Here is a 26,465-nt window from a genome sequence, read left to right as displayed (position 1 = left end):
AAAATGTCTATGACTACAGTCTTAGCTATTACAGCTTTAGGGCACTGTTCACTAAAGATTCTTGTTGGTGAGCATGCAGCTCTGGGTAACCACAGGCTGGTGCAGCAGAAGCTTCACGGCCAGCGTAGGTCAGTTTTGCACCCTCAGGGATAGCAGCCCAGAAGTGATGTTGGCTAGAATACCAAGCACCCTGGTTTTGCGGCTCTTCCTGACACCAGACAAAATCCTTCACATGTTGGTAATCAGCTAATGCTGCAACCATTTCTTCATGTGGGAACGGATATAACTGTTCGACACGGATTATTGCGATGTTATTGATGTTTTCTTTACGGCGTTTTTCCAGTAGCTCGAAGTACACCTTACCGCTACAGAACACGACGCGATCGACTTTGCTCGCTTCTAACGTATCGATTTCACCGATCACGTTTTGGAAGGTGCCATTAGCCAATTCTTCCATGCTAGAAACCGCTAATGGGTGACGTAGCAATGACTTAGGTGACATCACCACCAGTGGACGGCGCATTGGGCGCACCACTTGGCGACGCAGCATGTGGTAAACCTGTGCTGGCGTTGATGGCACACACACTTGCATGTTGTGGTTAGCACACAGCTGCAAGAAACGCTCTAAACGGGCGCTTGAGTGTTCTGGACCTTGACCTTCGTAACCGTGCGGTAACAGCATGGTCAGACCGCATAGACGGCCCCACTTCTGCTCACCAGAAGACAGGAACTGGTCGATAACCACTTGGGCACAGTTAGCAAAATCGCCGAATTGAGCTTCCCAAATCGCTAGGCCACCAGGTTCAGCTGTCGCATAACCGTATTCGAAGGCCAGTACTGAGGCCTCAGATAATACTGAGTCAGTGATGTCGATTGGACCTTGGTCTTCAGACAGGTTGCGCAGTGGTAAATAGGTTGTCGCATCGTTTTGGTTATGCAGCACTGCGTGACGGTGGAAGAAAGTACCACGGCCAGAGTCTTGACCCGTAATGCGCACACGTTTTTTATCTTCAAGAATCGTTGCGTAAGCTAAGGTTTCAGCAAAGCCCCAGTCAAGCAGCTTCTCACCCTTTGCCATAGCAACACGATCGCCGTAGATTTTGGCAACACGTGAATGCAGTGGATGACTTTCTGGCACGTAGCTCAGTTTTTCTGCCAGATTTTGCAGACGATCAAGTGGAATAGCCGCTGCGTAGGTTTCGTCCCACTCACGGTTTAAGTAAGGGGTCCAATCCACAGTGTGCAGCGTCATTGGACGCCATTCTTTCACCACACAGTCACCTTGGTCTAAGGCGTCACGGTAGTTGTTGATCATCCCGGTCACTTCATCGGCAGCGATGCTGTTTTCGGCGATCAGTTTGTCAGCGTAAATCTTACGTGGCGTTGGGTGTTTCTTGATCTTGGCATACATCAGCGGCTGAGTTGCACTTGGCTCATCAGCTTCGTTGTGGCCATGACGGCGGTAACACACTAAATCAATCACCACGTCACGTTTGAACTCGTTACGATAATCAACAGCCAGCTGTGCAACAAAGGCAACAGCTTCTGGATCGTCAGAGTTAACGTGGAAAATAGGCGCCTGAACCATCTTAGCGATGTCAGTACAGTATTCAGTAGAACGCACATCGGTGTGGTTAGATGTGGTGAAGCCCACTTGGTTGTTAACCACGATACGGATGCTACCACCCACTTTAAAGCCACGGGTTTGAGACATGTTGAATGTCTCTTGCACGATACCTTGACCGGCAATCGCAGAGTCACCGTGGATAGTGATTGGCATCACTTGTAAACCGTCTTTGCACCCACGTCGGTCTTGACGAGCACGTACAGAGCCCATCACCACTGGGTTAACGATTTCAAGGTGAGACGGGTTAAAGGCCAGTGCTAAGTGCACGTTGCCGCCCGGCGTTTCAAAATCTGAAGAGAAACCTTGGTGGTATTTAACGTCACCAGAACCATGGGTATCAGCATGCTTACCCGCAAACTCGTCGAAGAGCTCTGCAGGACGCTTACCCAGAATGTTGATCAATAGGTTCAGACGACCACGGTGAGCCATACCCACGACGATTTCTTTTGTGCCCGCTTCACCTGCACGATAAATGATTTCGCGCATCATAGGCACCAGCGCATCACCGCCTTCTAGCGAGAAACGTTTTGCACCTGGAAATTTTGCACCAAGATATTTTTCAATACCTTCTGCAGCGTTCAAACCCTCAAGAATACGTGTCTTAACACCTTTGTCGTAGTGCGCTTTACCTAAGGTTGGTTCGAGACGTTGTTGGATCCAACGCTTCTCATCAGTATCGGTAATGTGCATGTACTCAGCACCGATAGAACCACAGTAAGTCGCTTTAAGCGCTTTAACGAGATCCGCAAGCTTCATGGTTTCGCCGCCGTGGGCGAAAGAACCTGTGTTGAATTCACGATCCATATCTTCCTTGGTCAGACCATGGAAGGCGGGATCTAAGTCAGCAACCGGCTCACGTTTCCATAGTTCGAGGGGATCAAGGTTAGCACCTTGGTGACCACGGAAACGGTGCGCGTTGATTAACTGCAACACTTTTACTTGCTTCGCATCTAACTCAGGATCGGTCACACGAGCAGCACTCTTATGACGACCTTCCATCGCGAGACTACGGAAGTAATCACGTACTTTTGAGTGGGCCGCTTCAGGCGCGTCTTTTGAGGCACCATTTACCGGAGGGAGGTTATCAAATACCGCACGCCAGTCTTCAGTAACTGACAATGGGTCTTCTTGATAGGCTTCATACATCTCTTCTACGTAGGTCGAGTTTGCACCACTTAAGTGAGATGATTCGAGCCAGGCTTTCATGATGCCTTGGTGCATTTCTATTCCTTTCAAACTATATACACGTGCTTTGCCATAGTATTGATATGCAATCATAAGCGCTGAACTTTGACGCATAATGTTTGCCGCTCTAGATTCCCAGATGTCACGGCGCGTAGTATTCCATCACATACACAAAAGAGTCACCTTCTGCAAACCAGAAAGTGACTCTTTAAGAGCTATATTGTTGTTAGACTTAGCTCGGGTTCCTGCATTACACAGCTCGCTTCAACAGCATTGACTTAATGTGGCCAATTGCTTTAGTCGGATTCAGACCTTTAGGACATACGTCCACACAGTTCATGATACCGTGGCAACGGAACACACTATAAGCGTCGTCTAGTTCAGATAAACGCTGTTCAGTCGCTGTATCGCGGCTGTCGATCAGGAAACGGTAAGCATGTAGCAGACCGCTAGGACCGATAAACTTATCAGGATTCCACCAGAATGATGGGCAAGCCGTAGAACAACATGCACACATGATACATTCGTACAGACCGTCTAAATGAGCACGCTCTTCAGGAGACTGTAAGTGTTCACGGGCAGGTTTCTTCTCATCGTTGATGAGGAACGGTTTGATCTTCTCGTACTGCTTGTAGAACTGAGTTAAATCAACGACTAAGTCACGAACCACTGGCATACCTGGCAGTGGACGGATTTCCAATTTCTTACCTTTGAAGGTCGAAACCGGTGTAATACAAGCCAGACCGTTTTTACCGTTCATGTTCACACCGTCACTACCGCAAACACCTTCACGGCATGAGCGACGGAACACTAAGGTTGGATCCTGTTCTTTTAACTTGATCAGTGCATCGAGCACCATCATGTCAGAGCCATCAGCCACTTCTAGGCTGTAATCCTGCATGTAAGGTTTGGTATCTACATCAGGATTGTAACGATAAACTGCAAATTCCAATTTCATCTATGCAACTCCTAGTAGGTACGTTTCTTCGGCGGGAAAGCTTCACGTAACTTAGGCGCCATGTTTACAGCACGACGATCCATGGTTTCAGTCACAGGATCAAACAGGGTGTGACATAACCAGTTATCATCATCACGCTCTAAAAAGTCTTCACGTGAGTGAGCGCCACGGCTCTCAGTACGGAAGTTAGCGGCATAAGCGGTGGCAATCGCCGTCGCCATCAGGTTGTCCAGCTCTAAACATTCAATACGTTGAGTGTTGAATTCACGAGAGTTGTCAGACAACTTGGCATTTTCTAAACGCTTACGGATAGCCTTTAACTGCTCTAAACCTTCTGCCATTGCATCGCCACGGCGGAATACAGAGAAGTTTAATTGCATACACAGTTGCAGATCTTTACGGATTTGCGCTGGATCTTCACCGTCTTTGTTGCTTTCCCAACGGTTCAGACGAGCCAGAGAAGCTTGAATTTCTGCATCGGTCGCATCTTTAGGATCCGCAGTCTCATCGAGCGCTTTACCTAAGTGTTGACCCGCAGCGCGGCCAAATACCACTAAGTCGAGCAGTGAGTTACCGCCTAAGCGGTTAGCGCCGTGTACAGACACACAGGCAATCTCACCTACTGCAAACAGACCCACAACGTCTTGCTCGCTGCCATCGTCGTTCTTACGAATAACTTGACCGCTCACCTTCGTTGGCAGACCACCCATCATATAGTGACAAGTTGGCAGTACTGGGATTGGACCATCGGCCGGATCGATATGCGCGAAGGTACGAGATAATTCACACACGCCAGGTAGGCGGGCTTCTAAGGTCTCTTTACCTAAGTGATCGAGTTTCAGTAAGCAGTGTGGACCTAATGGGCCATCTAAACCGCGGCCTTCACGAATTTCAGTCATCATTGAACGTGCTACTACGTCACGTGATGCTAAGTCCTTCGCGTTTGGCGCATAACGCTCCATGAAACGCTCGCCGTCTTTGTTTAGCAGATAACCACCCTCACCACGGCAACCTTCAGTCACGAGTACACCCGCGCCTGCAATACCCGTTGGGTGGAATTGCCACATTTCCATATCTTGCATCTGAACGCCAGCACGCATTGCCATACCCACACCGTCACCGGTATTGATGTGTGCGTTAGTGGTTGATGCGTAGATACGGCCTGCACCACCTGTTGCTAGAACAGTGGCCTTGGCTTTGAAATAAACGATTTCGCCGGTTTCAATTTCAATTGCAGTACAACCTACAATTGCGCCGTCGTCGTTTTTCACTAAATCGAGGGCATACCATTCAGAGAACACTTCTGTTTTGTGTTTTACGTTCTGCTGGTATAAGCAGTGAAGTAGCGCGTGACCAGTACGGTCAGCCGCGGCTGCAGTACGTGCAGCTTGTTCACCACCGAAGTTTTTAGATTGACCACCGAAAGGACGTTGGTAAATCTTACCGTTATCGAAACGAGAGAAAGGTAAACCCATGTGCTCGAGTTCAATAATGGCTTCTGGACCGGTTTGACACATAAATTCGATAGCGTCTTGGTCACCGATAAAATCAGAACCCTTAACGGTATCGTACATGTGTTGTTCCCAGTGATCTTCATGCGCGTTACCTAACGCAACGGTGATACCACCCTGCGCTGATACGGTATGAGAACGCGTTGGGAAAACTTTCGATAAAAGCGCACAGCTTTTACCTTCTTTAGAAATTTGCAGTGCTGCGCGCATACCCGCACCACCGGCGCCGATGACTACAGCATCAAATTCGCGTACTGGAATACTCACTTAGACACCCCACACAATAACAATGCCGGCCGCTAAATAGCAGAAAACGGTAACGACAAAGGTGAACTGTAAAACACCACGTAACGACGTGCACTTGACGTAATCGGTCAGCACTTGCCACACACCAATCCAGGCATGAACCAGCAGCGCAACCAGGGCAAGCAGTGTGAACACTTTCATAGGCAGAGCGCTAAACAGGCCATGCCATACGTCGTAGGTGAGAGGGGAACTACATGCAATAAAGCCAACCAAGAAAATGGTGTAACAGGCAAGAATCACTGCACTAGCGCGTAATAAAATGAAGTCATGAACACCACTGCGTCCAAAACTTGCTGCATTGGTTACCATACCCATAACCCCGCTAAAATTGAAAAGGCTACCGTCAACACAAACACAGCTTTTGCTGAGGCATTACCAGAAGCCAACTCTTCCCAACGACCAGTATCCATTACTAAGTGGCGTAAACCACCGAATAAGTGATAGGTCAACGCAGTCAAAATACCCCACATGATAAACTTCACAATGAAGTTATCGAACAGAGTTTGCACTGCCGCGAAGCTTTCAGCGGAAGCTAAAGATGAATTTAGCAACCAAATCAGAATGCCAACTGCAAATAGCATGATGACACCCGAAACACGGTGAAGAATTGACACAATCGCTGTTGCAGGAAGGCGAATGGTCTGCAGATCTAAATGGACAGGTCTTTGCTTTTTCACGTTCTGCTCACTCAGCTCCATTGAGCATTTTTTTTGTTATTTGAACCGCTTTTGTACAAACTTTAACCGTGATCGATGTCACAAAAAAAGTAAACACAAAAGCAAAGTTAAAACAAACAGTTAACTAGTTGAACACTCAATCATTTAACATCTAAATGTAGGGTATTTTATCGTCAATGTTTGCGGCCCTTATTAGGCGGAGGCAAGTATACTCGCGCGAAATGTCAAATACAAACATCACAGAATGCAAATTTTGTTTTTTTAGTGAGTTTTTGGCTTAACTGCCAGCGGTAAAGCGGGAAATAAAGCGGTTTATACCATGGTCTAACAAATTTAAACGCTTATTTAAATTGAAATGTGATCTGGATTGGCTGTAAAGTATTGCCCGTTTGACATGCCGCACTCAGCGATAAGAACGAAGTAAGGAGAACGGGGTATGGCTGAATTAAAAGCCAAATTAGAATTACCAGGTAACGACTCGATAGAATTGCCAGTTAAGCAGGGTTCCGCTGGTTTTGACGTAATCGACATCAGTAAGCTTGGCAGCAAAGGTTACTTTACTTTTGATCCAGGTTTTCTTGCGACAGCCTCTTGTGAATCTGCAATTACCTACATCGATGGTGATCAAGGTATATTGTTACACCGTGGCTATCCGATTGAGCAACTCGCCGTTGACTCCGATTACCTAGACCTATGCTATCTGCTGCTTTACGGTGAATTACCGACTAAAGAGCAATATGCTGAATTTGTTCACACAGTGAAAAACCACACCATGGTGCACGAGCAATTAGCCTTCTTCTTCAGAGGCTTCCGTCGTGACGCGCATCCTATGGCGATGTTATGTGGTGTCACTGGTGCATTATCTGCATTTTATCAAGACTCTCTCGATGTCAACGATCCTCGCCACCGCGAAATCGCTGCCTATCGTTTAGTGTCTAAAATGCCAACGATTGCAGCTATGTGCTACAAGTACTCTTCTGGCCAACCATTCGTGTACCCACGCAATGACTTGAGCTACGCAGGTAACTTCCTGAGCATGATGTTTGCTGTACCTTGCGAAGAATACAAAGTTAACCCAATCGTTGAACGTGCAATGGACAGAATCTTCATTCTGCACGCTGACCACGAGCAAAACGCTTCTACATCTACTGTACGTTTAGCGGGTTCTTCGGGTGCGAACCCATTTGCGTGTATCGCTGCAGGTATCGCTTCTCTGTGGGGTCCTGCCCACGGTGGTGCTAACGAAGCCTGTTTGCAAATGTTGGAAGAAATCGGTTCTGTTGACCGTATTCCTGAATTCATTGCTCGTGCAAAAGATAAGAACGACCCATTCCGTCTGATGGGCTTCGGTCACCGCGTATACAAAAACTTTGACCCACGTGCCAAAGTCATGCGTGAAACCTGTCACGAAGTGCTGAACGAACTGAAAGTCAAAGATCCATTATTAGATGTTGCAATGGAACTTGAGCGCATTGCGCTTGAAGACGAGTACTTCATTTCGAAGAAACTCTATCCAAACGTTGACTTCTACTCTGGCATCATCATGAAGGCCATTGGTATTCCAACGAGCATGTTCACTGTACTATTTGCATTAGCACGTACCGTAGGTTGGATTGCTCACTGGAAAGAAATGTTAGATCAACCAGGTCACAAGATCAGCCGTCCACGTCAGTTATACACTGGCGCGGTTGCCCGTGAATTTGTGAGCCAAGACAAACGCTAATCCGCGTTCGCCTTGATTGAGTTAAAGCGCCCAATGGGCGCTTTTTTTATGCCTTAACCATACTGGCCATCACCTCGAACGCGCACCCTGCCCTATACCGTATTTCACTTGGTCATTTAAACCTCAATCCGATTAGCAATTTTCATCACTTTTTAAACTTTTTAACTACATTTAGTAAATTCCATTAATCAGATTGTCATCAAATCAATGTAATTAATTGAAAATAAACACTTTAATTATTGGCACAGTTCGTGCTTTATGATGGCATCATAAAAATGACAATAGGTAATACCCCAATGGAAAACACCAAAATTGCTAAGTTTGCCCTCCCCGTGCTTTTAGTTTCGATGCTGGCAGGCTGTGGCGAAGAGGAAGTGGCCAAAAAAGAAGAAAAATATGCCATTCCCGTCGAAACCACCACAGTTGTGCAAGGCAATGTTTCCTCCTTCTACAGCACCACTGCGACACTCGAAGCGCCGCAGGAAGCCAATGTGGTTAGCCGTATCGCCGGATTAATTGAAGCGATTAATGTGGAAGAAGGCGACCGCGTTAAAAAAGGTCAGGTATTAGCTGTGATCGATGCAAAACGTCAACAATACGATTTAGACCGCTCCATTGCCGAGGTAAATATCATCGAGCAGGAACTAAACCGCCTGAAAAAGATGAGTAATAAGGAATTTATTAGCGCCGATTCCATGGCCAAACTGGAATACAACCTGCAAGCTGCAATCGCTAAACGGGATTTAGCAGAGCTGCAGGTAAAAGAAAGCCGTGTTGTTTCGCCCATCGATGGCATTATTGCTAAGCGTTATGTCAAAGCAGGCAATATGGCACAGGAGTTTAGCGAACTGTTTTACATCGTCAACCAAGATGAGCTACACGGCATAGTGCATTTACCCGAGCAACAATTAGCGAGTTTGCGTTTAGGCCAAGAGGCACAGATTTTCAGTAATCAACAGGCAAAAGAAGCTATTCACGCCAAAGTGCTGCGCATCAGCCCTGTGGTCGATGCACAAAGCGGTACCTTTAAAGTCACCCTTGCCGTTCCTAATCAAGACGCAAAACTAAAGGCCGGTATGTTTACCCGCGTCGAGCTTAAATACGATACCCATGAAAATGTTATTACCGTTCCTTACAGTGCACTGATTAATCAGGACAACAAACAAGCGCTCTATGTTATCGATGGTACTAATGCCGACCAGCACGCCAACCGCCGTGAAGTACAAATTGGTTACCGTGAAGGTGACTCGGTAGAAATCATTTCAGGTATTCAACCTGGCGAGCAGGTGGTGACCCGTGGTCAACAAAACTTGAAAGACCAATCCCTAGTTGAAGTGATCACCCCACTCGACTTAGCTAGCGCTAAGCAGTGATAGGAGTCTTTCATGTCGATGATTAGCACCTCGGTCAAACGGCCTGTCACCGTCTGGATGTTCATGCTGGCAGTAATTTTATTCGGTATGGTGGGATTTTCTCGCCTTGCCGTGATGCTACTGCCCGATTTAAGTTACCCCACCCTCACCATTCGTACTCAGTATGAGGGCGCGGCGCCCGTTGAAGTAGAACAGTTAGTCTCCAAACCCATTGAAGAAGCCGTTGGCGTCGTCAAAGGCCTACGTAAAATCAGCTCGATTTCACGCTCTGGCATGTCAGATGTGGTGCTTGAATTTGAATGGGGCACCACTATGGATATGGCGAGTCTCGATGTGCGCGAAAAACTCGACACTATTACCCTGCCACTCGATGTGAAAAAGCCGCTTTTACTGCGCTTTAACCCCAATCTTGACCCTATTATGCGTCTTGCGCTGTCGGTGCCCAACGCATCTGAAACCGAACTTAAGCAGATGCGTACCTACGCCGAAGAAGAGCTAAAGCGCCGCCTAGAAGCGCTCTCTGGCGTTGCTGCCGTGCGTTTATCGGGTGGCCTTGAACAGGAAGTCCATATTCAACTCGATCAACAAAAGCTCTCGCAACTAAACCTCAATGCCGACGACATTAAAAAGCGCATCAATGAGGAAAACATTAACCTCTCTGCCGGTAAAGTGATCCAGGGTGACCGCGAGTACTTAGTCAGAACCCTTAACCAATTCAACTCCTTGGAAGAACTAGGACAAGTGATTGTCTACCGCGAAGGACAAACCCTAGTGCGACTATTTGAAGTCGCGACCATCAGCGATGCCTTTAAAGAACGTAGCGACATCACCCGTATTGGCAGTCAAGAATCCATTGAACTGGCTATCTATAAGGAAGGCGACGCCAACACAGTCGCGGTGGCAAAAAAGCTGCGTGACGAGCTGGCGAAAATCAATCAGGACCCTGCGCAAAATAAATTAGAAGTGATTTACGATCAGTCCGAGTTTATCGAAAGCGCTGTCAGTGAAGTTACCTCATCGGCACTCATGGGCAGTATATTATCGATGCTGGTGATATACCTGTTCCTGCGCAATATCATCCCGACCCTTATTATCTCAATCTCCATCCCCTTTTCGGTGATTGCGACCTTTAACATGATGTACTTTGCCGAAATCAGCTTAAACATCATGTCCCTGGGCGGTATTGCGCTGGCCATTGGTCTGTTAGTCGATAACGCCATTGTGGTGCTCGAGAACATTGACCGCTGCCGCAGTGAAGGCATGAGTAAACTCGACGCTGCAGTTAAGGGCACTAAGGAAGTCTCGGGCGCTATTTTTGCCTCGACCCTGACAACCCTAGCGGTATTTGTCCCCTTAGTCTTTGTCGATGGTATTGCTGGCGCTCTGTTCTCAGATCAAGCCCTGACCGTCACCTTTGCTTTGCTCGCATCACTCCTTGTTGCCCTCACCTCTATCCCCATGCTGGCATCCCGTGAAGGCTTTAATACCCTGCCAGCGCTTATAAAAGCTCAGCCTAAGGATAAACCGACCACTAAAATGGGCAAATTAAAACACTACAGCGCCACCGTGTTTTCTCTCCCCATTTTGCTGCTATTTAGCTATGTGCCAAGCCTGTTACTGACGCTAGTCATAATCATCGGTCGCTTCGTATCATGGCTACTGGGTCTGGTTATGCGCCCATTATGTGCAGGCTTTAACTTTGTCTATCACTCAATTGAGCGGCTCTACCACAAGCTACTTGCCCAGGCGCTGGCAAAACAGTTCGCCACCCTGTTGCTGACTCTGGGGATTACGCTCTCCTGCATTAGCTTGCTGCCACGCCTTGGCATGGAGCTTATTCCACCGATGAATCAGGGGGAATTCTACGTTGAAATCCTCCTGCCACCGGGCACAGCAGTAAGCGAGACCGATAAAGTGCTGCAACAACTTGCCATGTCGATTAAAGACAGAGCGGAAGTGAAGCACGCTTACAGCCAAGCGGGTAGCGGCGGCTTAATGACCTCGGATACCTCACGTGGTGGTGAAAACTGGGGCCGGTTACAGGTGTTACTCAACGATCACACGGCGTTCCCTCAAATCACCCAAGTGCTGCGTGACGCCGCTCGCCGTATTCCTGAGCTTGAGGCAAAAATCGAGCAGCCAGAACTCTTTAGCTTCAAAACACCGCTGGAGATTGAGCTTACGGGTTACGACTTAAGCCTGCTTAAACGCAGCGCAGATACCCTAGTCAAAGCCCTGTCCGACTCCGACCGCTTTGCCGATGTGAATACCAGTTTGCGTGATGGTCAGCCAGAACTCAGCATTCGTTTCGACCATGCCCGCCTTGCCGCGCTGGGGATGGACGCGCCAACGGTCGCCAATCGTATCGCCCAGCGCGTAGGTGGCACTGTCGCAAGCCAATATACGGTGCGTGACCGCAAGATTGATATTTTGGTGCGCAGTGAACTGACTGAGCGCGACCAAATCAGTGATATCGATGCACTCATCATCAACCCAGACAGTGCCCAGCCGATAGCCCTGAGCGCGGTGGCCGAAGTCTCACTGCAATTAGGCCCATCGGCAATCAACCGTATTAGCCAGCAACGGGTTGCGCTGGTTTCGGCAAACCTCGCCTACGGTGATTTGAGCGATGGTGTGGCTGAGGCTGAAAAAATCCTCGCCCAGCAAGTACTTCCCGCTTCGGTACAGGCACGATTTGGTGGTCAAAACGAGGAGATGGAGCATTCCTTCGACTCTTTGAAAATCGCCCTCGTTTTGGCGGTATTCCTCGTTTACTTAGTGATGGCAAGTCAGTTCGAATCCCTGCTACATCCACTGCTCATCCTAGTTGCCGTACCTATGGCGCTCGCGGGCAGCGTGCTCGGACTTTTTATCACTCAAACCCATTTAAGTGTGGTGGTGTTTATCGGGCTTATCATGTTGGCTGGGATTGTGGTGAACAACGCCATTGTGCTGGTTGATAGGATTAATCAACTGCGCGCCGAAGGGGTCGAAAAGATTGAGGCAATTCGTGTTGCGGCAAAATCGCGCCTGCGCCCCATTATGATGACGACCCTCACCACCACCCTTGGCCTATTACCTATGGCACTGGGGCTGGGCGATGGTTCTGAGGTACGCGCGCCTATGGCGATTACGGTTATCTTCGGCCTGAGTCTTTCAACCCTACTAACACTCATTGTGATCCCAGTGCTCTATGCCCTTTTTGATCGTAAGGAGTTTGACCGCAAGGAATGTGAGCCCCTAGTAACCACGGCAGACCCCGAGGATACGCCGGTCGATACTGAAGTGGCTACGGAGGTTCGCCCATGAACCTCACCCATCTCGCCATAAAAAGGCCTGTGACCACTAGCATGTTTTTCCTGGCGATTCTGTTGTTTGGTCTTGCCTCAAGCCGGATGCTGCCGCTGGAAATGTTTCCCGGTATCGATATACCGCAAATCGTGGTGCAGGTGCCCTATAAGGGCTCGACCCCCGCCGAGGTTGAGCGCGATATCACCAAAGTGCTCGAAGAGTCCTTAGCTACTATGGGCGGCATCGATGAACTCGAATCCGAATCTTCCCAGGAAGGTTCGGAAATCGAGATCAACATGAAATGGGGCGAAAACGTCGCCACTAAAAGCCTAGAAGCGCGAGAAAAAATTGATGCGGTGCGCCATCTATTACCCAAGGATGTTGAGCGAGTGTTTATCCGCCAATTCTCCACCGCCGATATGCCAGTTCTCACCATTCGTATCTCGAGCGATCGCGAACTTTCTGGCGCCTTCGATTTACTCGACAAGCAGCTAAAGCATCCGTTAGAGCGGGTTGAGGGCGTCTCTAAGGTCAATCTTTACGGCGTTGAGCAAAAGCAAATTGAGGTGCGCATCAATGCCAATCGCCTTGCCGCCAGTGGTTATTCAGCAACTGATCTGCAAAGCCGTCTCACTCGGGAGAACTTTGTGATTAGCGCAGGCACACTGCGTTCTAACAATCTAGTGTACCAAGTCTCGCCCAAGGGGGAATTTAGAAACCTTGAGGATATAAACGCACTGGTTCTGCTTCCAGGCCTCACCCTTGGCGATATTGCCGATGTGCAATATGCCCTGCCCGAGCGCGGCGAAGGTCGCCATCTGGATCAGCACTACGCCGTGGGTCTAGATGTGTTTAAGGAATCGGGCGCTAACCTAGTGGAAGTGTCCGACCGGGTTCTGAAAGTGATTGAGCTTGCCAAACAGGATCAGCAGTTCCAAGGTATCCGACTGTTTATCATGGAAGATCAGTCGGCGGGGGTAAAATCGTCACTGTCCGATTTGCTAATTTCGGGCCTCATGGGGGCGCTACTGTCCTTTGTGGTGCTGTACCTGTTCCTGCGTAACTTTAAGATGACCTTGATTGTGGTGTCCTCAGTGCCTATCTCGTTGTGCATGACCTTAGCGGGCATGTATTTGCTGGGTTATAGCCTCAATATCCTGTCGATGATGGGCCTCTTGCTCGCCGTTGGTATGCTTATCGACAATGCGGTGGTGGTTACTGAAAGCGTGCTGCAGGAAAAACAAGGCAAGTCTTTGCAGCAGGCTAATGCCAGTGCGGTGATTGCAGGGGTCGATAAGGTGAGCATTGCGGTACTTGCAGGCACGTTAACCACCGCCATCGTATTTTTACCCAATATCTTCGGGGTAAAAGTTGAGCTGACCATTTTCCTCGAACATGTGGCCATTGCGATTTGTATTTCCCTCGCCGCATCCTTGTTAGTGGCTAAAACGCTTATTCCATTGATGTTGACTAAGTTCCACTTCGACATCACACCGGATAAGGAGCCCGGCAAACTGCAGCGCATTTACAACCAAAGTCTTGAATGGGTGTTGGTTCACCCTTGGCATTCTGGGGTGATTGCGCTGCTGTTATTGGCCTCAACCGTACTGCCGCTTAAACTCGTTAAACAGGATCAAGAGGATAGTCAAAGCAAGGAGCGAATTTACATCAACTACCAAGTGCAGGGTCGCCATCATCTGGATGTGACTGAAGCCATGGTGAGCCAAATGGAAGCCTATCTCTATAGTAATAAAGATAAATTCCATATCGACTCTGTCTACAGCTACTACGCACCCGATGACGCATCGTCGGTGATTCTGCTAAAAAAAGACCTACCGATGCCGCTCGACCAATTGAAAAAAGACATTCGCAGTGGCTTCCCTAAGTTCTCCATTGCTAAGCCACAATATGGTTGGGGTAACGATAACTCAGGGGTGCGTGTCACATTAACGGGCCGCTCAACCTCCGAACTCATCACGATAAGTGAACAAGTTATTCCGCTGCTCACAAACATTAAGGGCTTACAGGATGTACGCTCCGAGCTCAATGGCGCCCAGCAGGAAGTCGTTATTCGTATCGACAGACAGATGGCTGCAAGGCTCGACCTTAAACTTAATGAGGTTGCCTCAAGCATTTCGATGGCACTTCGTGGCTCGCCACTTCGCTCATTCCGCCATGATCCTAATGGTGAACTGCGCATCGAAATGGCCTACGAGAAAGCGTGGCAAAAATCCCTCGAAAAGCTCAAGCAACTGCCCATAGTGCGGATTGAGGAGAGGGTTTATACCTTGGATAATCTGGCAAAAATCGATATTCAGCCGCGCTTTGATACCATCAAACATTACAATCGCCAAACCTCATTATCGATTGGCGCCAACCTTGAAGATATGACCACCGAAGAGGCACAAACCAAGATCAAGCAAGTGATGGAGAATGTCCATTTTCCTGCGGGTTACGGCTATTCGCTGAGGGGGGGATTTGAGCGTCAAGATGAAGATCAGAGCGTGATGGCCATCAATATGCTGCTGGCGATTGCGATGATTTATATCGTGATGGCGGCGTTGTTTGAGTCACTGTTACTGCCTACGGCGATTATCACTTCCATTCTGTTTTCAATCACCGGAGTATTTTGGGCACTTCTACTCACAGGCACACCGATATCTGTGATGGCGATGATTGGTATCCTGATTTTGATGGGGATTGTTGTGAATAACGGGATTGTACTGGTTGACCAAATCAATCAGATGACGCCCGATTTGGATAAGTTATCGCAGACCATTCGCGAGGTGTGTATCACTCGCCTGCGCCCCGTACTGATGACCGTCGGCACCACAGTGTTAGGTTTAGTGCCGCTGGCAATGGGCGATACTCAAATCGGTGGTGGCGGCCCCCCGTACTCGCCAATGGCAATTGCGATCATTGGCGGCCTGTCATTCTCAACCGTGACGAGCCTTTACTTAGTCCCGCTATGTTATCAAGCCTTCTATCGCATGCGTCACCGCGCCGCAATTCGCCTAGGTGAGTCTAACCGTATCGCCCAAAAGCTATTACCTTGGACGGTATAATACCCTGAACCAGTCATAAAAAGATTGGACATAAAAAAGGCTGCATTGCAGCCTTTTTTATTTTAACTATTACTGCCTTAGCGGCACCACCATGACTTTACCTTGGGCAGTTTTAGCCCCCCTAAACACATCGGTTCCATTTAATGATAACAAAATGCCCGTAAATGGGTCTTCGGCTAAACGATACCAACGTCGTTCACCTGCTAAGGTAGAAAAGGATCTAAATGGCATAGGAAATACTTTTCCCTGAGTAAAATCAGTCTGCTCCTCAATATCATAGGCCAGCATGCTAAATACTTCTTGCATTCCCTCCTCAATATATTGGCGAAGTAACTTGCCATCCTCTGCTAACCATATTTTTGCCTGTTTAGCGGCAAGGCTGGCCTCATCCAATGGCTTATCCACTGCGGCTAACTCTCTATTGCGCTTTTTAATTTGCTTTAAACGCTCGCGATCATCCTTCGATAACGTCGCATACTTCGCATTGACTTGCTCAATGTAGGCCTGCTTTTCATCGTCTGAGCGAGCGTTATCTACGTAGGCATTGCCCTTAGATTGGTATAAAAAGCGATTTTGATACAGTAACTTTGGCTTTTCCCTGACGTCTGCACCTTGATATAATTGCACCTGTAACATCACATGCAGCATAGTGTTATCGGGCGTTAAGCTATATTCAGGCGTCAAGATCAATGCGGTGTCTTGCGCACCCAGTCCTAAACCTTTAACTCCCTTAACAGGAGGCTCCTGATAAACTTTAACAGTATTGTCAGCGAGTTGCGGCAAAGTAGTGATCAGCATTTGATATTGATGTTCATAGGCTTTTTGCAGCGTATCATCAGCTAACAATTGACGAATTTGCCCAATCGCCTCTTCGGCATCCGTTTCCCTGGATTCGTTTACCGCGGCTTCTGTTAACCCCACAATCAAACCACCAAGCGCCCCACCTGCAACCCCTGCTGCACCTAAAGTCCCAGGAGCACTTGTGAATACGTTGTATTGCGCACCTAATTGTTTATTCGATAGATCAACTACCAATTTTGCATTGTCGAACTTCGATTGCTCTTGGGTTTCAAGGTTCTTTTTGTAGGGTGTCATAGCACAGCCTGACAAGACACTCGCAGTCATTAGCGCAAGTACCGCCTTCTTCATTTCATTTCCTTATTATTGTTTTTTAGTGACGTAAAATTGGATCAAAAAGAGTTGTTCAACTTTTGGATAAATCTCGCTTATCACTTGGTGCAGCTCGGCTAAGCTCATATTTTCCTGCTGTGCATGTTCATCATTTAGCTCATAAAACTTAAGCGGTGTGACTGAAAGGATTTCGATATCACAAAACCAGCGGTCATCTTCAAAGGTCGAGACAGCGACTATCTGCCCAGCCTCGAAAGAGGATTCAGCCTCATCCCGCAGCGTAATGGTTTTTGCGCCGCTAAGAATGTCCGTTTCAAAGCGCTCGAAGAAGGTCATTTTACTTAACAAATCTGCACCCTAACATCTTGAATAAACAAGTCATAATCCGATTGCAATATAACGATTAATTAACAAATAAAACAGTGATTCAGGGGGGATAATGGCAACTTTTTGCCCGTCTTTTACTGACCATCAAGTGGAATGAGTAAACATGGAGGATTTTTCAGTTTTAGGGTAGAATCCATCCTCACTTGTGTAAAAGATTAGGCCCTGTTTGAAAGATTGAATAGCAGGATTTAATCACTAGGCGCTTGTCTTGGCGAGCGTAAACAGAATTAGAGATGTTATGAACAAGAAGCAAAAAATCGTTAAGAAAATGGCTAAACGCGAAAAAGCCAAGCAAAACAAGATTGAGAAACCAAAAGTTGGCGCCAAAGCCAAGTACATTTCTAAGGCTGAGCGTGCGCGTTTAGAAGCTGCTGAATTAGCGGGCGAAAGTACTCATGAAGAAAGTACTCAAGCTGAAGCGACGACTGAAGCTACTCCAGCAACCGCAGCCGAATGATCGACTAGGCTGGCTTTAGTCAACTTGGCGTTCATTAACAGCTGGTTTTGAACGTCCTCTGACTGCACGGCATCACGCCAGCCCCTAATCTATACGCCTTGGGTTTTCCCCTTATCAAATTCAATCGGGTTTGCCGCCTCACATTCCTGCTCCTCGGTCATTTGCCCCATTTGAGCTTGGGAAGAGGATAACGGACTGGTCGCCGTCGGCATATTCTGGCCTAGGCACTCGGCAATCTCGTCCTCATTTCCGTCAAGTAATTGCTGACATTTGGCCTTGGGATCAGTCAACTCTGCCGACGTCTGCTGCTCGCTTACGGCCCTCGCAGCTACCTTATCCACCAAACGGTAAGCCACCCACACACCTAAAACCCCAAACACAATCGAGCCCAGCACTTGGCCAATTAACACCCCATAAACACCGCCCCACTGCGCCCCAAAATACACAAAGGGCACAGTACCAATGGTCGCCTTACCCACATTAAATAGGGTTGAATACTTGGCCTTACCCAGATTATTAAAGGAAGCATTCGCGACAAACAAAATGCCCGAAAAGGCAAAAAATACCGCGATATAGCTGCAGAAAAACTCAATGAGCGCGGCGCTATCGCCTTTCATATCAAACAGGCTCACCACTTGGGATTTAAGCAGAAACAGCACCAAGGACATGCTCACCACATAGATGCTACAAAATCCGATGGCCTTAGTCAGGCTCTCCTTTACCCTATCGAAGCGCTGCGCACCAAAGTTTTGGCCAACGATGGGGCCAATTGCCCCCGACAGGGCGAAAATCATCCCAAAAGTGACCGGAATTAACCGCCCTAATACCGCCCAGCCCGCCACGAAGGCATCACCAAAATCGGCGATAGCGCGGGTCACAAAGGCGTTGCCGACAGGGGTCGCGATATTGGTCAACATCGCAGGGCCTGCGATGGCAAAGATAGGTTTTAAATCGGCTTTAAAGTGCGCAAAATTAAATTGTCCTAATAACTGATGTTTTACCACCACCCCACGTCCGGCAATGATAAACACTGTCACCCTCGCCAATACTGAGGCGAGTGCCGCGCCCTCAATCCCCATGGCAAGGAGGAAGATAAAAATCGGATCGAGAATCGCATTTACCGCGCCACCAGCGAGTGTCGACATCATCGAAAGTTTGGCATCCCCGACTGCACGCAGCGCGCCACCCAGTGCCATAGCAAGGCAAATAAAGGGTAAAGATGGCACCAAAATATACAGATAACTTGCGGCAAGTTCAGCCGTATGGCCACTCGCCCCCACTAGGGTTAACAACTCAGGAATAAAACAGGTCACTATGATACTCACCAACACGCTAATGATGGTCGTTACGGCGGCGCTGTTTAACAGTAATCGCTTGGCGAGAGTCACATCCTTAGCGCCAATCGAGCGAGACACTAATGCCCCCAAGGCAATTGATAATCCAATCCCAATCGATGTAGTGAAAAAGGAGATACTGCCCGCATAACCCACAGCAGCGGCGAGTTCATGTTCACCTAAGAGGCTTAAGAAAAAGATATCGAGCAAATCAACCACGAACAGCGCAGAAATCCCCACTGCGGCGGTCGAACTCATCACTAGGATATGGCGCAGAATCGAACCTTCAACAAACTTAGCTGGCGTCATTGTTAGGTGTAACCTCTTCCTTGGTATAGATGGCTGGTATAGACAAACTTGTTATAGGTGACTGGCATGCTGCTTTAACGATAAGGCATTTATGCAGCTTTGTTTATGATAACAAGGATTAACCGAATGTCTGCGAATTTATCATCACGTTTTTTGAGCATCACGCCTTACATATGCAAGCGCGCTAAAATCACTCCCGCAACCTGCTTACTGGAGGGCAAAAAGCTGTGAACTATGGGCAGCTTGACTTCATCGGTTAACCAATCGGCACTCACCTCTGATACAGACACCACCCCATCATTTTCGTCCCCATGAAATGGACCCTGTTTCCACGAAATTCCCATCACGCCCACAATACTGGTGGTGGGATATACGATGGCACCCACCGCCGCCATGCGCTCGCTTGAGGCGAGCATCTGCCCACAGTCACGGGTGAGGGTTCGAAACAATATATTGGGCGAAAGTTTTTGTGCCAATCGCGAAGGCATTATCGGCGAACCCAGCAGAAACACATGTTCGGGGGCGGGGATCATATCTTGCTGCAATCTGCCTAAGGCGGCTCTGATTAACACTCCACCCAAGGAGTGTCCAACAAGAATATAAGGGCCAAATGAGGCAAGTTCGCAAATGCGCTTTTCAAGCCTTGCCTGAATCGAACTAAAGGGCTCGATACAAACCAAATAGCCAAAACTTTGGGTATGACATCCCGCCTGCTCAAGCTGGTACATAAGCGGCCAACCCGAGAGAGGCGAGCGACCCATGCCATGAACAAAGAGTACGTTCATCTTTCCCCCAATTGTCATTAAAACATCTAACTTTCCTTTCCAGTACAGAGACAAGCCCCATTACACCATGTCAGTATGGGCAGGATAATGATGCTTGTAAGCTATCAATAGGCTTAGCCCATTTAAAACCATATCCTCAAATTAAAAGTCGATAAGCGTTTCGATTAAATATTGCCTAGAACAGCCAGCTTTCTTGATTTAACGATATTCGTCAGGCATTGCAATTCTATCGCCCTAGCTTGGCGGGGTTGAAGTAACATGAAAAAGCCAACACACTGGTTGGCTCTCACTCCTAACTCGACGCAAATTCAATTCCTAAGGTACCACTACGGTTTTCATCTGCATCTGATGGTACCTTAAGCGAATAATAGCCAAGGCAATAACTGCCAGCAGACTGATTGAACCAACCACGACCCCCGGCCATTCCGCCTCATGCCAAAATAGCATCAAATAAGGGCCACCAAGGGCAGCGCCTAGGTAATAACAGCAGAGGTAAAGTGCCGTTGCCTTAGCGCGGTCACGGCTGGCGCGCATGGCAACGAAGGAGTTGCAGCAGCTATGGGTCAAGAAGAAACCGCAGGCCGTCATCAAAAAGCCGATGCTAATCGCCAGTGTGGTATCGAGTAGGGTTAACAAACTGCCGCATAACATTAAGCACCAAGACCATTGATACAGCTTATGTTGGCCAAAACGAGCCAACCATTTGGCGGTAAAGTAGGAGGCCACAGTGCCGCTGGAATAACACAAGAAGATCAAGGTCGCCTGAAAACGTGTCCAGCTATAGGGCTCGGCCATCAAATGCAGCTGGATAAAGCTAAATTGATTCACCATCATCATAAAGGTGATGCCGCCGATGGCGTAGGCTAAGCGCATTTGCGGATCGGTAAGATGATGACTAAAACCATAAAAATCCTGCAGTAAACGCGAACGTTTAGACACAGCGGTCGTTTCACGGCTAAAGGCCTTTACCGCCCCCGAAGGCAATAAATAGTGACTCAGTGCAACGCCTGCAAGGGTGACTAAAAACATTAGCCACATGGACTCCTGCCATGTCAGATACTGGGACATCAAACCGCCAAACAGCCGACCGATAATGCCACCAATGCTGTTGGCCATAATGTAGATACCCGCCGCCTTAAGCAAAATGCTCGGCGATAACTGCTCCTTAAAATAGGCCATGGCAATGGCAGGCACCGCTGCGAGCAACACGCCCTGCAGTAACCGTACCGCCAGCAGCGCGGTAAAATCCCCCACCCAAATCAAAAGTAGGTTAGACAAGGCTAACAGCCACAGGCTAACGACAATCGGTGTATGGCGGCCGATTCGGTCAGAAACGATGGCGTAAATCAGTAGCGAAAACGCCAAGGAAAAACTGGTTGCCGAAAGGATAAGCGTCGCTTTCGAGCCTGTTACAGAAAAATATTCCGCGATCAGCGGCAACATACCCTGCATCAGATACAGATTCATATACACCACCACCGACGCCACACACAGGGCCCAAGTTAATCTGCTATCTCTTTGCTTAGTATCAATAATGGTATCTAACACGGCTTGCACATTCGCCTCTAAAACGTGGCAATCACTGGATAGACAAAGGTTAGCACCGGGCATAACATAACAATAATAGATAATTTATATCGATATTATTGATTTTTGTTATACAGCTAATTCGTTGATATCAGAGTATGGGTCACAGCCATGGATATTCGCCAACTCAAGCACTTAGACGCGCTTGCCAACACGGGCAGTTTTACTGCTGCGGCCAAAAAGCTCAATATGGCACAACCTGCCCTAAGCCAAAGTATCAAAAGGCTCGAACAGGCTTTAGGAGTAACGCTTATTAATCGCACCAGTAATAAAAACGATAAATTACTTGCGCTGACTGCCGAAGGCCTAGTACTGCACCAACACGCAATGCAAATCCTAAAACAAATCAAACAAGCCGAGGCGCAAATTCGCGCCATGGCTAACCTCACCTCCGGCGAAGTGCGCATTGCCGTGCCAGGCATGTTAGGTTCATTCTACTTACCCTCACGCTTGATGGCCTTTCGCCACCACTATCCCGAATTAAAACTGTCGCTATTTGAGGGCGGTACACGGGATGCGCTGCGGATGTTGCAACAGGAAGAAGTGGATATCGCCATTATCACGGCGCAGGACCTACAAAATGATTTTGATAGTCAGCTACTTATCCGCGAACAAGTCGTGATTGCCATGGGAACAGAGCATCCCTTGGCAGACCAGCCTTCGGTAACCCTTACAGACTTTTTCAACCACGAATTAGTGATGTTCAAGACGGGCTATTTTCACCGTGAATGGATTTTGTCACAGGCGAAGGAGCTTGGCATTAAGCCGAATATTGGCTTTGAAACAAATCTGATTAACTTGATAAAACAGATTGTGTCCCAAGGATATGGCATCACTACGGTCTTAGAAATGGCGATTAGCCAAAAGGATGACATTCTCGCTAAACCCTTCGACCCGCCGGTATTTTTAAACCTGCATATTGCTTGGAAAAAAGAGCGCCCCGTGAGTCAGGCTGACCGCGCCTTTGTGGAGTTTTTAATTAAAAATCGCTAAGTAAATGGCCATCTATCGCCTTTAAATCGCCCTTTCGACAAACATCGAAAGGGCCGAAGTTTACTCAAGGAGTGATCATTACCGCTTTCATCAACACTTCGGTGGTGAATTTGCCGTTATTGATCACCGGGAAACGGTCATAGGTTTGGAAAATCACTCTATCCTGGTATTTAATCATCGCAACCACGCCATAATTAATGCGCTTATCGATGGATTGAGCTGGCAGGAAAAATTTAAATGGCACAGGAGCGCGCGCGATTTGAAAACTCTTTTGAGCGACAATCACGCCAGGGGTATTTAAATCAATGATTGCAATAGTGATCTCACTCCCCTGTGGCAACAAAACCTTTTCTAAATAGCCTGCAGCACCATTGACCACTACAGGTTGTTCAGGTTCGACGGTGACACAAGCGCTCAACCCCAATGTCATCAGTGATAACAAAAAAAATAACCTAATTTTCATGAACATATTAATTACCTTTTACCATACGGATCAGCCCTTCTTGGGTCGTCGATGCCACTAATTGCCCCTGCTGATTAAAAAATTGTCCTCGCACAAACCCGCGGCCACCACTAGCATTAGGGCTATCAATGCTATAGAGCAGCCACTCGCCCATATTAATCGGTCGGTGGAACCACATTGCATGATCAATAGTCGCCATACGCATACCCGGCGTTAAAAACGACACGCCATGGGGCTGGGCTGAGGTCACCAAAAAATTAAAGTCCGAGGCATAGGCAAGTAGATATTCATGGATATGGGCATCGGTTGGCATAGTGCCATTAGCACGCAGCCACACATAGCGGTAGGGTTCTTTTTCCTTCGGCGCGAAGGGATGCAGCGGATTAACAAGGCGCATCTCAATTGGCGCATCGGCCATAAACTTCTCAAGAATGCGTGCTGGCACTTTATCGCGAAGAGTCAATGCCAGCTCGTTTTGATTGAGTAGCCCCTCCGGGCCTGGCACTTCTGGCATCACAGCTTGATGCTCAAAACCCTGCTCTGGGGCTTGGAATGAACAGGTCATATAAAAAATGGGGCGCCCTTTTTGAATCGCACGGACCCGTCTGGCACTAAAACTGCCGCCATCGCGCATATTTTCGACTTCGTAGACGATTGGCAACTTTTCATCGCCGGCACGCAAAAAATAAGAATGCAGAGAATGTACCTGACGGTCAGCGGCAACGGTTTGTTTTGCCGCACTTAAGGCTTGTCCCATCACTTGGCCACCAAACACGTGACCGAATCCTAAATCCTGACTCTGACCGCGGAAAAGACCGTTTTCAATCTGTTCGAGGGAAAGTAATGATAAGAGATCGTCCAATACCTGACTCATAGTGTCCTACTGTAAATTAGTCATTGAAGCTAAAGGGTAACTCAGTTCGACTAGGGCTGACCAGTAGTGCCACAAGATTGTTTATTCCAAAGTGGAACAAGTCATTCGCGAGCGCTATTGCACTTATTTAATTTTAATATGGTGTTCATGTGCACTCTGTTTTGCCCAAGCGAGCACCTTATCTTCTCCGCTCTGATATAAGTTGATAGGAAAAGCGCGGTAGAGCTGTGACCAAAGTTTGCCAAGCTTATCCGGCGTGCATTGCCCCTCAGAAAAATAAATAGGCTGAAACTCAGTGAACATGCCATGACTCACACTGCCCGCCCCCGCCAAGAGATGCTGACCATTGGGCGCGGCCTCACTCACTAAGAAAGCAGCTGTGGCGCACAGGGTCTCGAAGGAAAACAGCGGCTGAATCGCAGGTGCAAGGTGATCCCGCGTCATCGCCGTCAGTGCCTCAGGGCATAAACTATTCACATGAATATTGGCGGACTCTCCCTCCATAGCAAGACTGTTAACCATACCCACCAGAGCCATTTTCGCCGCGCTTAACTTAACCTGATGCAAATCACCAAAGAGCGCCGATACCGCCGTTGTCATCAAAATACGACCGTAGCCATGTAACTTCATCACAGGCCAAAGTGCTTGAGTCAGGTAAAAGCTGCCAAAGACATCGACATCGAACTGACGCTGCCAATCGGCGTCGCTGATATGCTCGAAGGCACGTGCGCCATACACCCCAGCGTTATTGATCAGGATATCAACGCGCTGCCAATATTTGAACACGTCATTAAGCATGCAATCTATGTCATCATTTCGACTCACATCGAGCTCATAGTAACGGCACTGAGCCCCCAATTTGACTAAGGTGTCATAGGTTTGCTGTAACTCATTATTGGTCCCATGCCATTTTTCACCATAAGGCATAGTGACTGCACAAGCATGAGTGACACTAGCGTTAGCATTACTAGCAATCTTGGGCTGATCGATAAGCACGAGTTTGGCTCCTCGCTCAGCCAGCATGATAGCATAGGCCCGCCCAATGCCAGCGCCAGCGCCAGTGATTAAGGCGACTTGATTATCGAAACGCATCTCTATCAATCCTTTTGATGATGCAACGAGTAAACCCAGCGTTTAATGATTTAGCGAATAAACGAAGGTGAATTGCGCACTTGTTAGAAATCGCAGTAGCGATGAAGCCAGCTATCTGCCTCATTACCCTCAATTGAATAGGGATAACATTATGGATTTAGCCTACTGCGGTAACCGCGTGCTTTTCCTCGCCATTTTTTGGATGGAATTTAAACTATAAAAACACAGGCAAGGGAGATTTTCTTTGACCTTGGCGACAAAATTTCGCCCTAAGTCCCTGACAATTGTGCGTCATTTCAAACTCTACTACATGCGTTTATTAGAGAGTGCTCACTTTCATGCAAAATCTTGTTATGCTAACAAGCCGCTTAAAGGATGATTTCTTCCCCAGATAACGACAGGACACCATGAATCCCTGGATTTTAGCCATTAGACCCCGCACTTTACCCGCAGCCATTGGCCCGCTGCTTATTGGTAATATTCTTGCGCTCCAACTTAACAGTTTTAGTTGGTTAGTCGCAGTGACCTCAATGTTGTGCGCAGTTTTACTGCAAATTGCTGTCAATCTTGCCAACGATTACTTTGATTTTAAAAACGGTATCGATACCGAAGCACGCATAGGGCCGGTGCGAGTCACCCAAAGTGGCATGATACCGCCTCATAAGGTGCGAAATGCCATGACCCTTTGCCTACTCTTAGCACTTGCGGTCGGTTCTTACTTGATTTTGCACGGTGGCTGGCCAATTGCCATTTTGGCGGCTGCAGCCATGCTTGGCGCCCTGGGGTACAGCGGAGGCCCCTACCCACTGGCCTCCCACGGTTTAGGTGAAGTGGCCGCCTTTGTGTTTTTTGGGCTCGTTGCTGTGGTGGGCAGCTACTATCTTCAAGCGGGTGCAACCACACTCGATGCTTGGCTATTGGGCTGCGCAATCGGTCTATTTAATGCGGCTATCATGCTGGTGAATAACACCCGCGATATCCAAACTGATACCCAAGCGGGTAAAAATACGCTGGCGGTTCGCATCGGTGAAGCGCAGGCTAAAGTGCTCTATCAAGCTCTTATTTATCTGCCATTTGGATTAGTGATTGCGGGATTTTTGTTGGGCATTCTTCCGGGCCTTCCGGTGCTGCTTGCGGGGCTGTCGCTGCTTATCGCCCGTAAACTCAGTGCCGATTTCTATGCGGAGTCAGGCGAAGCCTTAAACCCACTCCTTGGGCGCACCGCCAAACTGACGATGATTTTCAGTGCCCTGTTTAGTGTGGGACTCGTGTTTAGCGCCTAAGCACGCACATCGATACGAAATTAGATACACACATCCATAAAAAAGGTTCGCTCC

The 26,465-nt window shown here is 48.1% G+C and carries 20 protein-coding genes; 7 read left to right on the top strand and 13 right to left on the bottom strand.

Annotation, left to right across the window (positions count from 1 at the left end; all coding sequences use genetic code 11):
- Positions 1-28: 28 nt before the first annotated feature.
- The 5 genes from sucA to sdhC all read right to left on the bottom strand — a co-directional run bounded on the left by sucA (position 29) and on the right by sdhC (position 6,285).
- Entirely contained in the window at positions 29-2,848 is a 2,820-nt protein-coding gene (gene sucA / locus K0H61_RS07340; RefSeq protein WP_220052034.1) for a 2-oxoglutarate dehydrogenase E1 component, read from the bottom strand.
- A gap of 214 nt (positions 2,849-3,062) precedes the next feature.
- Positions 3,063-3,770: a succinate dehydrogenase iron-sulfur subunit gene (locus K0H61_RS07335; RefSeq protein ID WP_220052033.1), complete on the bottom strand. Its 708-nt coding sequence runs from the start codon at positions 3,768-3,770 to the stop codon at positions 3,063-3,065.
- Between the two features lie 11 nt (positions 3,771-3,781).
- Complete coding sequence (gene sdhA, locus K0H61_RS07330) at positions 3,782-5,548, bottom strand: succinate dehydrogenase flavoprotein subunit (protein ID WP_220052032.1); 1,767 nt, start codon at positions 5,546-5,548, stop codon at positions 3,782-3,784.
- Entirely contained in the window at positions 5,549-5,896 is a 348-nt protein-coding gene (gene sdhD, locus K0H61_RS07325; RefSeq protein ID WP_011789070.1) for a succinate dehydrogenase, hydrophobic membrane anchor protein, read from the bottom strand.
- Positions 5,890-6,285, bottom strand: coding sequence for a succinate dehydrogenase cytochrome b556 subunit (gene sdhC / locus K0H61_RS07320; RefSeq protein ID WP_220052031.1), 396 nt, complete (start codon positions 6,283-6,285; stop codon positions 5,890-5,892). The genes sdhD and sdhC overlap by 7 nt, the downstream gene beginning before the upstream one ends.
- A 415-nt stretch (positions 6,286-6,700) precedes the next feature.
- Between sdhC and K0H61_RS07315 the strand changes: the two genes are divergently transcribed.
- From K0H61_RS07315 to K0H61_RS07300, 4 genes are all read left to right on the top strand, one after another.
- Positions 6,701-7,987, top strand: coding sequence for a citrate synthase (locus tag K0H61_RS07315; RefSeq protein ID WP_220052030.1), 1,287 nt, complete (start codon positions 6,701-6,703; stop codon positions 7,985-7,987).
- A gap of 296 nt (positions 7,988-8,283) precedes the next feature.
- A complete protein-coding gene (locus K0H61_RS07310) occupies positions 8,284-9,360 on the top strand; it encodes an efflux RND transporter periplasmic adaptor subunit (RefSeq protein WP_220052558.1) in 1,077 nt (358 codons plus the stop codon).
- Positions 9,361-9,372: 12 nt separating this feature from the next.
- Positions 9,373-12,669: an efflux RND transporter permease subunit gene (locus K0H61_RS07305; RefSeq protein WP_258406024.1), complete on the top strand. Its 3,297-nt coding sequence runs from the start codon at positions 9,373-9,375 to the stop codon at positions 12,667-12,669.
- Positions 12,666-15,716 carry an efflux RND transporter permease subunit gene (locus K0H61_RS07300; RefSeq protein WP_220052029.1) on the top strand — a complete coding sequence of 1,017 codons (3,051 nt, stop codon included), beginning with the start codon at positions 12,666-12,668 and terminating at the stop codon, positions 15,714-15,716. Before K0H61_RS07305 ends, K0H61_RS07300 begins: the two co-directional genes overlap by 4 nt.
- Before the next feature lie 69 nt (positions 15,717-15,785).
- Here the strand turns inward: K0H61_RS07300 and K0H61_RS07295 are convergent, their stop codons facing one another.
- Complete coding sequence (locus K0H61_RS07295) at positions 15,786-16,865, bottom strand: hypothetical protein (RefSeq protein ID WP_220052028.1); 1,080 nt, start codon at positions 16,863-16,865, stop codon at positions 15,786-15,788.
- A 12-nt stretch (positions 16,866-16,877) separates the two neighbouring features.
- Positions 16,878-17,183: a N(4)-acetylcytidine aminohydrolase gene (yqfB, locus tag K0H61_RS07290; protein ID WP_220052555.1), complete on the bottom strand. Its 306-nt coding sequence runs from the start codon at positions 17,181-17,183 to the stop codon at positions 16,878-16,880.
- Positions 17,184-17,472: 289 nt separating this feature from the next.
- Between yqfB and K0H61_RS07285 the strand changes: the two genes are divergently transcribed.
- Entirely contained in the window at positions 17,473-17,691 is a 219-nt protein-coding gene (locus tag K0H61_RS07285; RefSeq protein ID WP_220052027.1) for a DUF2986 domain-containing protein, read from the top strand.
- A gap of 89 nt (positions 17,692-17,780) precedes the next feature.
- On the opposite strand, the gene K0H61_RS07280 is transcribed toward K0H61_RS07285, so the two are convergent.
- From K0H61_RS07280 to K0H61_RS07270, 3 genes are all read right to left on the bottom strand, one after another.
- Positions 17,781-19,334, bottom strand: coding sequence for an MATE family efflux transporter (locus K0H61_RS07280; protein WP_220052026.1), 1,554 nt, complete (start codon positions 19,332-19,334; stop codon positions 17,781-17,783).
- 167 nt (positions 19,335-19,501) lie between these two features.
- The gene (locus K0H61_RS07275) at positions 19,502-20,119 is read right to left on the bottom strand and encodes an esterase/lipase family protein (protein WP_220052025.1); all 618 of its coding nucleotides are present in this window, start codon (positions 20,117-20,119) and stop codon (positions 19,502-19,504) included.
- Between the two features lie 315 nt (positions 20,120-20,434).
- A complete protein-coding gene (locus K0H61_RS07270; protein ID WP_220052024.1) occupies positions 20,435-21,676 on the bottom strand; it encodes an MFS transporter in 1,242 nt (413 codons plus the stop codon).
- A 141-nt stretch (positions 21,677-21,817) separates the two neighbouring features.
- Between K0H61_RS07270 and K0H61_RS07265 the strand changes: the two genes are divergently transcribed.
- A complete protein-coding gene (locus K0H61_RS07265; protein ID WP_220052023.1) occupies positions 21,818-22,699 on the top strand; it encodes a LysR family transcriptional regulator in 882 nt (293 codons plus the stop codon).
- 64 nt (positions 22,700-22,763) lie between these two features.
- On the opposite strand, the gene K0H61_RS07260 is transcribed toward K0H61_RS07265, so the two are convergent.
- The 3 genes from K0H61_RS07260 to K0H61_RS07250 all read right to left on the bottom strand — a co-directional run bounded on the left by K0H61_RS07260 (position 22,764) and on the right by K0H61_RS07250 (position 25,128).
- Entirely contained in the window at positions 22,764-23,168 is a 405-nt protein-coding gene (locus K0H61_RS07260) for a YbaY family lipoprotein (protein WP_220052022.1), read from the bottom strand.
- 1 nt (position 23,169) lies between these two features.
- Positions 23,170-24,036 (bottom strand): acyl-CoA thioesterase II, encoded by an 867-nt coding sequence (gene tesB / locus K0H61_RS07255; RefSeq protein ID WP_220052021.1) that lies wholly within the window; start codon positions 24,034-24,036, stop codon positions 23,170-23,172.
- A 123-nt stretch (positions 24,037-24,159) separates the two neighbouring features.
- The gene (locus K0H61_RS07250) at positions 24,160-25,128 is read right to left on the bottom strand and encodes an SDR family NAD(P)-dependent oxidoreductase (protein WP_220052020.1); all 969 of its coding nucleotides are present in this window, start codon (positions 25,126-25,128) and stop codon (positions 24,160-24,162) included.
- Between the two features lie 407 nt (positions 25,129-25,535).
- Between K0H61_RS07250 and K0H61_RS07245 the strand changes: the two genes are divergently transcribed.
- Positions 25,536-26,411, top strand: coding sequence for a 1,4-dihydroxy-2-naphthoate polyprenyltransferase (locus K0H61_RS07245; RefSeq protein WP_220052019.1), 876 nt, complete (start codon positions 25,536-25,538; stop codon positions 26,409-26,411).
- Positions 26,412-26,465 lie beyond the last annotated feature (54 nt).

This window comes from Shewanella acanthi, assembly GCF_019457475.1.
GTDB classification, from domain to species: Bacteria; Pseudomonadota; Gammaproteobacteria; order Enterobacterales; family Shewanellaceae; genus Shewanella; species Shewanella acanthi.
Note: the sequence above shows the minus strand (reverse complement) of the source record. Positions and strands in the feature narration are given on the sequence as shown.